Here is a 12229-nt window from a genome sequence, read left to right on the forward strand (position 1 = left end):
GTACTAAAAAGTACCTATACATTGGAGGATATCATGACAACTATCAAAAAAAAATACAATATTTCTGTTGAGGCCACACTCGAAGTGATTGGAGGAAAATGGAAATGTGTAATTCTGTGTCATTTAACTCATGGCAAAAAACGAACATCGGAACTAAAACAGTTAATGCCCGGAATTACTCAAAAAATGTTAACCCAGCAACTACGCGAACTTGAGGCCGATGGAATTATCAACCGGATCGTATACAATCAGGTTCCACCCAAAGTGGAATATGAGCTTAGTGAGTATGGGGATAGTTTAAGCGACATTTTGACTTCTTTATGTAATTGGGGAGAACAACATATCATTAAGCAATATGGCGATAAATATGCTGTTTTAGAGGACAACATTTTAAATAAATAAATTTTACCCCATGAAAAAAAGGACAGTTAAATCAGATCGATTTAACTGTCCCATAACTTAAATTACGCCGTCTCCTCCAATAGCAGTTGCTGTGAATGATATGGGTCCAAATAGATTTATAGGCAAGTTACTATCATTCTGAATCACCAATTCATAGTTGTGGATTCCAATATAAGGACCATCAACCCACTGAACATTTAATTGAATATCAGTAGTTGTAGTAAAACGAAAAAAGGATCTATAAATATCGACTCCAGCACGTCGGATTAAAACAAGAAATTGGCTGTTAGCAAGTGCAGTAAGACTAAAACTACCATTTAACTCGACTCTGCTGGAGAAAGAGGCCGGATTAGCCGGACTAATATTTACTTGCGCTGTGGCTAGACCCGCTCCAGCTCCAGGAATCCCTGCAACCGTTATAGCAGTAGTAAACGGGTCTAACGGGATTTTTGCCTGTGACCCATAACTTATAATTGTCGCCATTTTTCATCACTCCATTTCAAGGTTATAGAATAATATATTGTGAATCCACAATGATAGATTGGACTTAATTCCTGATGATTATATACATTTAAGTTATACTTTTACTAGATTATAAAACCTAGATACTTCGAATATCATCCTCTAATTTCCACCTATTGACAAACTCACTTATCAGAATTACAATTACCCAAATATCATGAACAACGCTGACAAAGGGTAAGTAGACAAACGAACATGGACTTCAGAGAGCCGGTGGTTGCTGCGAACCGGTGTCCAGCGCTTGATCGAATGGCCTTTAGAGTTGCTCTTCCGAAACATCTCTCTAGGATGCTGTAGGAATAGCCGGGGTTCCCACCGTTATCAAGGGACCTGTATCCGAGATTATCTTTAACCCTCTTTCGTACAGGTAAGAGAAGATCGTAAAGCCAACGAAACGTATGGTAACACGATCAATTAAGGTGGTACCACGACAACTTCGTCCTTATTGGATGAGGTTTTTTTGCTATTTTAAGGAGGTGATGGCCATGGATGATGGCTGGTGGTGGCGACTCAATATTAATCAAAAGCGACAAAATAGGAGGAATTTAAATGATAAAAGAACGTGTATTAACTGGAGATCGAGTGACCGGAAAGCTGCACCTTGGCCATTACGTGGGCAGTTTACAGAACCGAGTGGCTCTACAGGAGCAATATGATACTTTTGTGTTTCTAGCAGATATTCAAGCCCTAACGACTCATTTTGATCGGTCTCAATACCTTGGTCAAAACTTAAATGAAATCACACTGGACTATTTATCGGCGGGTATAAATCCAGATAAAGCAACCCTATTTATTCAATCTATGGTTCCTGAGATTGCTGAGCTGACCGTCCTATTCTCCATGTTTGTCACTGTGAATTCTTTACGGCATAATCCCACGATTAAAGCCGAATCGAAAAATTCCAGCTTAGATGAATTGTATTATGGTTTTCTAGGTTATCCAGTTAGCCAGGCTGCGGATATAACCTTTTGTAAAGCGACGATTATTCCTGTAGGAGAAGACCAGCTTCCACATCTGGAGTTGACCCGCAAAATCGTACGTAGATTCAACGAACTGTACAGCCCCATCCTTGTGGAGCCCAGAGCGCTCATCAGCGAGACGCCAAGACTAGTAGGAACAGACGGCAATGCTAAAATGAGTAAAAGCCTCGGCAATGCTATCGAGCTGGACTCTACGAAAGAAGAGATCACCTTCAAGATCCGTAAAGCCACTACCGATCCCGCCCGTGTTCATAAAAATGATCCTGGGCATCCAGATATTTGTCCCATTTATGCTTATCATCGTGCTATTCGTTCGCATGGCGCCTCAGAAATTCACGATAACTGCGAAATTGGCAGTATAAGCTGTTCTGCCTGTAAGCAGCTTATCACGGCAGCTTTAGACCAGCTAATTGAACCAATGCGTGAGCGTCGCTCCTATTATGCTGCCATACCCAAGGTTGTTGAGGATATCTTATTATCCGGAACTAAGCGTGCCCGCGATATTGCTCAAGAAACGATGTCCGAAGTACGCGAGGCTATGGGCCTTAATTATTTTTCAAAATAAAACTGATCTCTATGGGCAATAAAAAAACGCCGGACTCTCTATTGAAGAGAGCGCCGGCTGTTTTTGCTTCGTTTGCAGCTACAAGCGTCGATCCCTCCTTGAAGCTATACTCTGGAGCAGGGTTTAGGACTTTACACTTATCCGCTTCTACATAAAAATACTTTCTATAACGTAAATCCTTTCTTCAAAAAAAAAGGCCGTAACCCCCTAAAGCGAGATTACGACCTTAATTTTATAACTTACAGCACCCAATTCCCTTTACGGAATACCGGCTCAATCGTACCATCCGCCAATTCTCCATCAATATCCAGCTCAGCTGAACCAATCATAAAATCGACGTGCGTTAAGCTGACATTAGCACCTCGTGCAACAAGCTCTTCATTTGTAAGCTTTGTGCCGCCTTCAATATTGACAGGATAGGCACTTCCAAGCGCGAAATGGCAGGAGGCATTCTCATCAATCCCTGTATTGTAGAAAATTCGGTTCAAGCGAGAGATTGGAGAATCATGCTGTACTAAAGCCACTTCTCCTAAATAGGATGCACCTTCATCCGTTGCGAGCAGCGAAGTCAGATGCTCACGTCCGGATTCAGCTTCATAGGCTACTACTTTTCCATCTTTAAATGTGAATGAAAGGCCTTCTACCAGACGTCCATTCAGATTAAGTGGGAGCGTACTTCTAACTGTACCATTCACACCTGTACGATGGGGCATGGAATAGATCTCTTCCGTTGGCATATTAGCCACGAAATACACGCCTTTATCATTCTCTCCGCCGCCTCCACGCCAAAGATGTCCTTCTGGAAGCTCCACATGCAGATCCGTTCCCGGAGCGCGGTAATGCAGGCTTTTATAACGCTTAGCATTCATTCTATCCTGACTTTCTTTCAATTGACCGATATGTTCTCTCCATGCGGCAACCGGATCCTCGCTACCTACACGATTCATCTGGAATACCGCTTCCCACATCGCTTCCACTCGCTCTTCCTCAGGGAGATCGGCAAACACCTTGTTCGCCCAAGCGCGCGTTGGAGCCTTAACGAGAGACCAGCTAATTTTGCTATTACGAGTATATTTGGAGTAGTTTTTTCGAGCAACAGCTGCCGCTTTAACTGCTCTTGACACTTTGGAAGAATCAATACCATTGAACAATTCCGGATCTGGTACTTTAATATGTAAGATGGCGCCGTTCTCTTCCGCAAACTTCTCCATCATTTCTGCTTGCCACTGTGGATAGTAATCGAAGGAATCTTCTGGGGCTTTTTCGTAACGAATACGTGTAGTCGCTTCATCGTCCCAATCAACAATTACATATTTAGCACCTGCTTCATAGGCTTTACTTACAATCAAGCGAGTAAGCTCTGCCGTTTCAATAGGTGCATGCACTATCAAAACTTGTCCAGGTTGTACATTTACCCCTACTTTTACAACCAGGTTCGCATATTTCTCTAACATGACATCAAAATCTTTCATGAATTCTCTTCCTCCATCTCTATGGTTGCTTTACTGTCGCACCAAAGCACCGGAGCTCCTTAACAGCAGACGGTCAGCTTCACTTCTTATTTTAACGCAAAATGCTAAGAGTTGCGATTCGATATAATAAAGCGGCCCCCATGAAAGGAACCGCTCACGTAAATCCTTATTTTTTATCCACTTGCAGCAACGTTACGGTCTTTAAAGAATAGGTATGCATAATCTTGTCCTCAGAGATTACGTTAAGCTTGGTCAAACTTGCTATCTTCGCGGGATCTGATTTGGAGAGCATACGCCACACTTCAGGGTCTGATAGGGTTTCATATAACTTGAGATCATCATATTCTTTGCGATTTTGCATCACCAGCTTCACTTTGTAGCTTCCGATTTCTGTCTCGGTAGCCCCCTGCTCACTACAATAGCTTAGAATATCCTGCCGAAGCTCTGCCAATTCTTTTTCAATTTCCTTTTGCTTTTGCTTCAGTCGATAATACTGCTGCACCTTTTTCTCCATCACTTCACGCTCCTCTATAGACATATGTATGCCGGAAGCGCTAAATAAATAAGTTGAGTTCCCTATCATAAAATTTTATAATGAGCCGGGAACGCTAGTTTGCAGCAAACTACATTATTCCTCAAAAAACAATGATTCGGCAGGTGACTTATGTTTCATTCTTACTTTTTCCCAATTTCTTATGCCTTTATGATGTTTCCTATAGCGGCATTGATCTTCACACTCCCTTTTCTAATCGTTCAATACCGTAGACACGGCTACATCCATAAGCTTAGAGCTTTAATCCTATACTTACTGCTGCTCTATCTGATGAACGCTTATTTTCTCGTTTTGCTTCCGATGCCATCCTCAAGACATAATTTGGCGCCTTCGGGAAGTATCATGCAGCTCGTCCCTCTTCAATTCATACAAGATATAATAGATGGCTCTAAAATTATACCTGATCAGATTTCAACGTATTGGTCGTTACTGCGTGAGCCTGCTTTTTTACAGGTGATATTTAACATCGCTTTGACCGTGCCGTTTGGATTGTTTCTGGGCTACTATTTTCGAACGCGCTGGGGAATGTGTATTCTCTTGTCTTTCATACTTTCGTTATCTTTTGAGGTCACACAGGTTACAGGCATCTACGGCTTTTTTGATCACCCCTACCGTCTATTTGATGTCGATGATCTTATTACCAACACGCTGGGAGGGATCTTTGGATTCCGAATTGCTATCTGGATAAACGGGTTACTGCCACGCATAGAACAACTGGATACGAATATCGATCGTTCTGCCAAAAGAGTCTCCTATACCCGCAGAGGGATTGCCTTTTTCATCGATAGTATGGTGTGGATCATTGGGTTTGGTGTACTTTATGGATTCGATATAAAAAGTGCTTTCTGGATTGTAACAGGGGTTTACTTCATCCTGATTCCAGCTTTTACTGGTGGGCGGACATTAGGCAAATGGATTGTACGTATTCGGGTAACGAACAGAGGTAATCGGGCTTCTTTCTGGGCGCTTATGATCCGATATGGTTTGTTATATTGGGTAATACTTGGACTTCACGCTATTGTTATCGATTCTGATGTGACGGGGCTTCTATCTTCACCATTGAGAACGGCCGCTTACCTCTTTGTTCTACTGGTCGATTTAGTTTTCTTTATCCATTTAATCATTAAGGTATTCAAAAAAGATGACCAGCTAATCTATGAGAAATTAAGCCGAACCTCGCATGTTATTTCATGGCCTGAGAAAAGATTGCATACCGATGCCTCAAACAGCAGCTCTTTAGAGGATTGAAAATCCTCCCTTTTATATAGTATTTATACAATGGAATTTATTATAGAATAGGAAGGTAAGAACTCTCAAAATTTAGGAGATGAATGAATGGAAACTACAAGTAGCTTGCAGTTGTCTAGAAGTCTTCCAGAAGAGCAGGGCATTTCCTCAGCCGCAATATCCAGCTTTATTGATTCAGTCGAGACGCAAAGCTTAGGTCTGCATAGCTTCATGCTTCTACGGCATGGGTATGTGATCTCTGAAGGCTGGTGGTCTCCTTATAAGTCCGATCTACCACATATGCTATTTTCCCTTAGCAAAAGCTTCACCTCAACTGCAATCGGGTTTGCGGTTACAGAGAAGCTAATTACGCTCGACGATGCAGTTATCTCCTTCTTCCCTGAAGAGGCTCCTGCGACTATCACTGACAATCTATCCAACATGACAATCAGACATCTATTGATGATGGGTACCGGGCAAGTCGTGGATACTATGGACACACTTCATAAAAGTGCAGACGGGAATTGGGTTAAAGCTTTCTTCTCAGTCCCAGTGGAGAAACAACCAGGTACACATTTCCTATATAATACCGGCGCCACTTACATGCTGTCCGCGATCCTTCAACGAGTTACAGGCCAAACACTGCTAAAATATCTAGAACCGCGTCTGTTCGCTCCCCTCGGTATTCACGGAGCAACTTGGCAGTCTTGTCCACGTGGAATTAACACGGGGGGATTTGGCTTAAGCATTACCACAGAGGATATCGCTAAATTCGGCCAGCTTTACTTACAAAAAGGGATCTGGAATAATCGACGAATCCTGCCTGAACAGTGGATTAATGAGGCAACTTCCAAACACATTTCCAATGGCGAAGGCGATCATGACTGGGCGGTGGGCTATGGTTATCAATTCTGGAGATGCCAGCATGGGGTCTACCGGGCAGATGGCGCTTTTGGACAACTCTGCGTTGTTCTTCCTGATCAGGATGCGGTAATCGCTATTACCGCCGCAACAAACAGCATTCAGGGCATCTTAAATGAAATATGGGAGCATCTGCTACCTAACATGAAGGATGAACCCCTTCAGGAAGATCAAGCATTAGCAGTCGAATTGGCAGACCAATTAAAGAAATTATCGATAGACCCTCCACAATTGCAGCAGTCATCTTCTCTAGAAGATCAAATTAATGGTATAACCTATACACTCGAGGATAACCAATTTTCACTAGCTACTATCTCTATCTCTTTCAACAATGATGAAGCTGAAGCTACTTTAATAACTAAACTTGGTGAAAAGAATGTCATTCGATTAGGCCGAGGACAATGGCTCGAAAGCTTTGCACTCATCCTGGAGCCTTTCATGAACCGGATTATGTCCAGCTTTACTTGGACTGCAGAAGATCAACTTCAATTGTCCTTGCTATTTGTTGAAATGCCTTTCTTAATTACACTTGATATTAATATTCTAGAGAACATGCTTATCCTTAAGCAGCGGATTAATGTGAATATGGGATCGCTTGAATTCGATGATATAATCGGAAGAATACAATAGGTATAGTTAATAAAAGAAAGGCCGCTTTGTCCTATGCAGGAACTTAGCGGCCTTATATCACTTTTTTTATTCCGAAAAATCAGCTAGCTTCAACATGACTGGGCAATGATCACTACCCATGATCTGACAATCAATTTGAGCATCAATTACATTAGGTGCAAGTCTAGAAGAAGCTAAGAAATAATCAATTCGCCAACCCACATTCCGCTCTCTCACCTTCGGCATATAAGACCACCATGAATACACTCCCTCTAGCTCCGGGTGAAGATATCTGAACGTATCTATGAAGCCCGACTCTAGCAGTGTGCTCATTTTCCCTCTCTCTTCATCCGTAAAACCGGAGTTCCCACGGTTAGCCTTTGCATTCTTGATATCAATATCTTCATGGGCAACGTTTAGGTCTCCACAGACAACAACCGGTTTACGCTTGTCCAGTTCTAAGAGATAATTACGGAAACGGTCCTCCCATTCCATTCTATATTCCAAGCGAGACAGATCTCGTTTGGCATTAGGCGTATAGACGTTGACCAGATAAAAATGTTCGAACTCTAATGTAATGATCCGACCTTCTGCTTCTTCATCTTCTTCCATCCCATATCTCGCAGAGATCGGCTTGATTTTAGTGAATATTGCCGTACCGGAATAACCCTTCTTCACTGCGTAATTCCAATATTGATCGTATTCTTCGCCATGCTCCAGTGTAATTTGCCCTTCCTGAAGCTTTGTTTCTTGAACACAGAAGATATCCGCATCCACTTCTTTAAAATAGTCATTAAACCCTTTTTTGACACAGGCCCGAAGGCCATTAACATTCCATGATACCAGCTTTATCATCGGCTTTTCTCCTTGCATTTTGCTTTAATTATTCTCAGTTTATCATAGTTTTATATCCTAATCATTCAACATCCGTGATACAATAACCAAATTGACACTATACAAATATCATTAAATACGTGAGGTAAAGAGACTTATGAATGCACCAACACTATTACGAGGGTTTAACTTTTTGTATTTCGCACTGCTAGCTATGTTTATTCCTTTTCTGCCAGTCTATCTAGGGGAGCAGGGTCTTAACCCGGCGCAAATTGGATTCATTATTGGTACTGGAGGGTTTGTTACCATTATTGCTCAACCCTTATGGGGGATGATCAGCGACAAAACAAGAACGATCCGCAAAGTGCTGTTAATTCTGTTGTTATGCTCTGCGGTGACGGGATATTTTTTATTCGATTCTAGCAGCTACGTGCGACTTATTCTTTTTGCAATGCTGCTCTATTTCTTCTTAATGCCTATCGACCCGCTAGCTGAAAGCCTGAATTTCCGGATCTCTGAGGCAGCTGGAATTAGCTATGGTTCGATACGTACATACGGAGCGTTGGGGTATGGTGTTATGGCCTTACTCACAGGTTATGTGATGAGTTATTTCGGTTCACAAGGGATGGCCTTGCTGTTCGTCGCGATCAGTCTTACAAGCTTTGTAGTCAGCTGGTTCATGCCAGATGCTCCTGTGACCGGTAAACCGGTCACACTTGACAGCCTGAAGCATTTTCTTAGCAACAAAGAAACACTGCTATTTCTAGTGCTCATCTTTATTAGCTCCGTTCCCGCACGAATGAACGATACCTTCCTTGGAGTTTATATTCGCGAGCTTGGTGGCAGTCCTGAATTAGTTGGTCAATCGTTCTTTATCGCCGCAATGAGTGAAATTATTGTGTTCGCCTTGAGCTTTTGGTGGCTGCGCAAAGGAAAAGAGCTAATCATTATTTCGATTTCTGGAGCCTTTTATTTTCTTCGATTCTTTATTTCGGCCTGGATTTTGGATCCGCATTTATTAGCTTATCTACAGATTCTACAAATCCTTACCTTCCCGGTATTCTACTCTGCAGCTATTCAGTATCTATATAGTATTGTGCCTGTGGAATGGCGTGCTACGGGTCAAACTGTGTTGGCGCTACTGTTCTTCGGTGTATCAGGAATTCTCGCCTCTTATGCAGGTGGAGCATTATATGAAGCCTTTGGAGGTAAGGTCCTTTACTTAACAATTTCCGTGATGTCATTTATCGGTATGCTGTTCGGATTGATATTGTACAGAATCTATGGAAGTAAACACGCCAATAAAAAGAATATAGCCACTCATTAATCTTTCGACAATTAAACGGGTATGTCCCATAGCCATGTAGACGGCTGACGGACATGCCCGTTTTCTATGAATAAGTATCGTAGTGTCCGCAAATCCAAGCTCCTTGTCCTCTATCAAAAAGTGCTAATTCACCGTGTCATTCGCTCTCGCATCAATAGATTTATCGCATAGTATATCCTATCAAATGAAAAGGAGGTCGTTACTATGGCCATCGTATTACCGCTTCAATTGTTTGTTTTAGAACCTGTCATTGGCAAATCATATTATGAAAACCTTGCAGGTGGTATTAATGCTGCAGTTACAGTAAACAATATCTCGGACCATCCGGTACAACTGGTATTAACCCGTGTGAATGCTCCAGTTATCACTTACACGATTCCAGCATTCAATAGTCTTACACTTCAAGTTCATGCACTGTTGGTTGCAGCACTCTTAAGTACTCCTTCGGGCACAACATTCGGATTTATTGAAATCTCAACATCAGATTTCTAATAGATTCATTTCACAATGCTCTCTAAAGCATCTCTAGTTGATAATTCAGCTAGAGATGCTTTTCTATGAACTTCTACCTAAGTCATTCTTTATGCTGCTCCATAAGCTGCTTCAGTTTGATTTCAGTATTAGAATCCGCGGCAGGCGTATAAATACTACAACGTAAATCTGTGCTGCCTTGAACCTGTAGTGAGGTTAAATGAAATAACATTTTCCCTGCTTTGGCATGTCTGAATTCCAATAGCACATCTGGAGCAGAGCTTACACGACTTTGTTCCCACATTTCATTAAACGCTGGATGCAGTCCCTTTAATTCCTCAATAAATTCATCGTACCAACGATCCTCTACATATTGTCCGTAATAAGCTCTGAAGATGGATAGATAACCACTTACGAATTGTTCCCAATTTACAGCTAAACGTCTGAACTCCTTACGAACAAATAACAAACGAATCATGTTCCTCTCCTCGATGGGCAGTTTGGAGAAATCTAGAAACACATGTGCTGCAGCCTCATTCCAACCTACAATCCCGCAACGTCGGTCTGAAATAATCGTAGGACAAGTCTTAAGCTCCTGTAAAATTTTCTGTAGAGAAGGACTTATTACTGAGGATTCCTCTTGCTGAAATAGAACGTTCCCTGTTCCAGTCTCTAGTGCTAGTGCAAAAAGATACTTCCGCTCATCATTAGTTAACTTTAGGGCAGTCGCAATACAGTCCAGAACAGACGAAGATACTTTAATATCTCGGCCCTGTTCTAGCCACGTATACCAGGTACTGCTTACCCCCGCTAGCTGTGCAACTTCTTCCCTGCGTAGTCCAGGCGTTCTCCTGCGTGTGCCTTCTGGCAGCCCAACAGAGCTGGGTGAGATCGCAGCACGGCGTGCTTTTAAGAAATCTGATAATGCCTGCAATCTCGTCTGATTAGACATACGCTTCCTCTCCTCTCTGCTACATTCTTTAGTATAGTACAAATTATACTAGGATAAACGATAACTTGTAATAGGATAAAATAAGTGGAAAAATACCTATATACACTTCTTGAGGAGGTTCTCATTATGGAACGCGTAGTTATTACAGGTATGGGCTTAATCTCGCCCCTTGGAAATACAATAGAACAATTCTGGGATCGTCTAGTTTCTGGTGAGTCGGGTATTTCCCCAATCACTTCATTTGATACCTCTAACTTTAAGACAAAGATCGCGGGAATCGTGCATGATTTCGATGCGGAGGCCAGATTTGGCCGTAAAGAAGCACGCAGAATGGATAGATTTAGTCAGTTCGCCCTAGCAGCCGCTGAAGATGCCTGGACACATTCCGGTCTACAGCTTGATAAGATTGACAAGGAACGTTTCGGAGTTTATGTAGGATCAGGCGTTGGTGGAATTCAAACCTTGATGGAACAAGGGAATGTGCTAAAGGGCCGCGGACCAGATCGGGTCAGCCCCACTCTAATTCCCATGATGATCTCTAATATGGCTGCGGCGATGATCAGCATTAAATTAGGAGCCTTAGGTCCTACAATGTCTCCAGTAACTGCCTGCTCTATTGGAAATACGGCAATCGGTGAAGCCTTCCGGTTGATCCGTTATGGAGGTGCCGACATCGTAATTGCAGGTGGATCAGAAGCAGCCATTACTGAAATCTCTTTAGCCAGTTTCGGCAATGCCACCTCCTTATCCACTCGAAATGAGGAGCCGATTAAGGCGAGTCGGCCTTTTGACGGGGAGCGTGACGGATTTGTTATCGCTGAAGGTGGCGGAATAGTTATTCTGGAGTCACTTTCTCATGCGCAGCGTAGAAACGCCAAGATTCACGGAGAGGTTATCGGTTATGGTGCCAGCTCTGATGCCTATCATATGGTCGCCACCCATCCAGAAGGAATTGGTGCTTATCAAGCGATGAAGCTGGCCCTGAATGAAGCTAATCTCCAGCCCAAAGAGGTGGATGTAATAAGTGCTCATGCCACGAGTACAGTAGTAGGTGACCGCTCTGAGACCCTTGCGATAAAGAAGTTATTCGGTGATCAAGCCTACCAGATTCCCGTAACCGCTAATAAGTCCATGACTGGACACGCCTTAGGGGCGGCCGGTGGCCTAGAAGCCATTGCCCTAATTAAGAGCATTCAAGAAGGAATCATCCCACCTACCATTAATCAGGAGGTCAAAGATTCCATCTGTGATCTGGATTATGTCCCGAACATTGCACGAAAATCTGATCTTACTGTAGGCATGTCTAACTCCTTTGGTTTCGGTGGGCATAATGCTGTCATTGTGATTCGAAAGTTTGAAGATTGACCGCTCATCCATAAAACAGGGTTCCGACT

Annotated in this window: 12 protein-coding genes and 1 other annotated feature; of the genes, 7 read left to right on the plus strand and 5 right to left on the minus strand. The window is 42.6% G+C overall.

The window, feature by feature from the left end:
* The first annotated feature begins 33 nt into the window (after positions 1-33).
* Entirely contained in the window at positions 34-402 is a 369-nt protein-coding gene (locus ACWNM1_RS09515; protein ID WP_042187569.1) for a winged helix-turn-helix transcriptional regulator, read from the plus strand.
* Between the two features lie 57 nt (positions 403-459).
* Here ACWNM1_RS09515 and ACWNM1_RS09520 read toward each other — a convergent pair whose 3' ends face one another.
* Entirely contained in the window at positions 460-885 is a 426-nt protein-coding gene (locus tag ACWNM1_RS09520) for a hypothetical protein (protein ID WP_042127063.1), read from the minus strand.
* Between the two features lie 197 nt (positions 886-1082).
* Positions 1083-1371: a binding site (T-box leader), on the plus strand.
* 102 nt (positions 1372-1473) lie between these two features.
* Here ACWNM1_RS09520 and trpS point away from each other — a divergent pair.
* Positions 1474-2469: a tryptophan--tRNA ligase gene (gene trpS / locus ACWNM1_RS09525; RefSeq protein ID WP_449600797.1), complete on the plus strand. Its 996-nt coding sequence runs from the start codon at positions 1474-1476 to the stop codon at positions 2467-2469.
* Between the two features lie 239 nt (positions 2470-2708).
* Here the strand turns inward: trpS and ACWNM1_RS09530 are convergent, their stop codons facing one another.
* Positions 2709-3941 carry an aminopeptidase gene (locus ACWNM1_RS09530; RefSeq protein WP_449600798.1) on the minus strand — a complete coding sequence of 411 codons (1233 nt, stop codon included), beginning with the start codon at positions 3939-3941 and terminating at the stop codon, positions 2709-2711.
* A gap of 166 nt (positions 3942-4107) precedes the next feature.
* Positions 4108-4455, minus strand: a complete 348-nt coding sequence (locus ACWNM1_RS09535; RefSeq protein WP_076282841.1) for a hypothetical protein — start codon at positions 4453-4455, stop codon at positions 4108-4110.
* Positions 4456-4605: 150 nt separating this feature from the next.
* On the opposite strand from ACWNM1_RS09535, the gene ACWNM1_RS09540 reads away from it, so the two are divergent.
* Positions 4606-5742, plus strand: a complete 1137-nt coding sequence (locus tag ACWNM1_RS09540; RefSeq protein WP_449600799.1) for a VanZ family protein — start codon at positions 4606-4608, stop codon at positions 5740-5742.
* A gap of 87 nt (positions 5743-5829) precedes the next feature.
* Positions 5830-7272 (plus strand): serine hydrolase domain-containing protein, encoded by a 1443-nt coding sequence (locus tag ACWNM1_RS09545; protein ID WP_449600800.1) that lies wholly within the window; start codon positions 5830-5832, stop codon positions 7270-7272.
* A gap of 66 nt (positions 7273-7338) precedes the next feature.
* Here ACWNM1_RS09545 and ACWNM1_RS09550 read toward each other — a convergent pair whose 3' ends face one another.
* A complete protein-coding gene (locus ACWNM1_RS09550; RefSeq protein WP_339271611.1) occupies positions 7339-8103 on the minus strand; it encodes an exodeoxyribonuclease III in 765 nt (254 codons plus the stop codon).
* 139 nt (positions 8104-8242) lie between these two features.
* Between ACWNM1_RS09550 and ACWNM1_RS09555 the strand changes: the two genes are divergently transcribed.
* Positions 8243-9412 (plus strand): MFS transporter, encoded by a 1170-nt coding sequence (locus ACWNM1_RS09555; protein ID WP_042187555.1) that lies wholly within the window; start codon positions 8243-8245, stop codon positions 9410-9412.
* A gap of 204 nt (positions 9413-9616) precedes the next feature.
* The gene (locus tag ACWNM1_RS09560) at positions 9617-9904 is read left to right on the plus strand and encodes a hypothetical protein (protein ID WP_076299411.1); all 288 of its coding nucleotides are present in this window, start codon (positions 9617-9619) and stop codon (positions 9902-9904) included.
* 82 nt (positions 9905-9986) lie between these two features.
* On the opposite strand, the gene ACWNM1_RS09565 is transcribed toward ACWNM1_RS09560, so the two are convergent.
* Positions 9987-10835 carry a helix-turn-helix transcriptional regulator gene (locus ACWNM1_RS09565; RefSeq protein WP_449600801.1) on the minus strand — a complete coding sequence of 283 codons (849 nt, stop codon included), beginning with the start codon at positions 10833-10835 and terminating at the stop codon, positions 9987-9989.
* A 126-nt stretch (positions 10836-10961) separates the two neighbouring features.
* Between ACWNM1_RS09565 and fabF the strand changes: the two genes are divergently transcribed.
* Positions 10962-12200, plus strand: coding sequence for a beta-ketoacyl-ACP synthase II (gene fabF / locus ACWNM1_RS09570; RefSeq protein WP_449600802.1), 1239 nt, complete (start codon positions 10962-10964; stop codon positions 12198-12200).
* The last annotated feature ends 29 nt before the right edge of the window (positions 12201-12229 follow it).

The sequence above is a fragment of the Paenibacillus sp. Marseille-Q9583 genome (assembly GCF_976954365.1).

Excerpts from the sequence above, each read along its gene's own strand:
- ACWNM1_RS09515 (WP_042187569.1), top strand. The coding sequence starts at position 34 with ATGACAACTATCAAAAAAAAATACAATATTTCTGTTGAGGCCACACTC.
- ACWNM1_RS09520 (WP_042127063.1), bottom strand. The coding sequence starts at position 885 with ATGGCGACAATTATAAGTTATGGGTCACAGGCAAAAATCCCGTTAGAC.
- trpS (WP_449600797.1), top strand. The coding sequence starts at position 1,474 with ATGATAAAAGAACGTGTATTAACTGGAGATCGAGTGACCGGAAAGCTG.
- ACWNM1_RS09530 (WP_449600798.1), bottom strand. The coding sequence starts at position 3,941 with ATGAAAGATTTTGATGTCATGTTAGAGAAATATGCGAACCTGGTTGTA.
- ACWNM1_RS09535 (WP_076282841.1), bottom strand. The coding sequence starts at position 4,455 with ATGGAGAAAAAGGTGCAGCAGTATTATCGACTGAAGCAAAAGCAAAAG.
- ACWNM1_RS09540 (WP_449600799.1), top strand. The coding sequence starts at position 4,606 with ATGTTTCATTCTTACTTTTTCCCAATTTCTTATGCCTTTATGATGTTT.
- ACWNM1_RS09545 (WP_449600800.1), top strand. The coding sequence starts at position 5,830 with ATGGAAACTACAAGTAGCTTGCAGTTGTCTAGAAGTCTTCCAGAAGAG.
- ACWNM1_RS09555 (WP_042187555.1), top strand. The coding sequence starts at position 8,243 with ATGAATGCACCAACACTATTACGAGGGTTTAACTTTTTGTATTTCGCA.
- ACWNM1_RS09560 (WP_076299411.1), top strand. The coding sequence starts at position 9,617 with ATGGCCATCGTATTACCGCTTCAATTGTTTGTTTTAGAACCTGTCATT.
- ACWNM1_RS09565 (WP_449600801.1), bottom strand. The coding sequence starts at position 10,835 with ATGTCTAATCAGACGAGATTGCAGGCATTATCAGATTTCTTAAAAGCA.
- fabF (WP_449600802.1), top strand. The coding sequence starts at position 10,962 with ATGGAACGCGTAGTTATTACAGGTATGGGCTTAATCTCGCCCCTTGGA.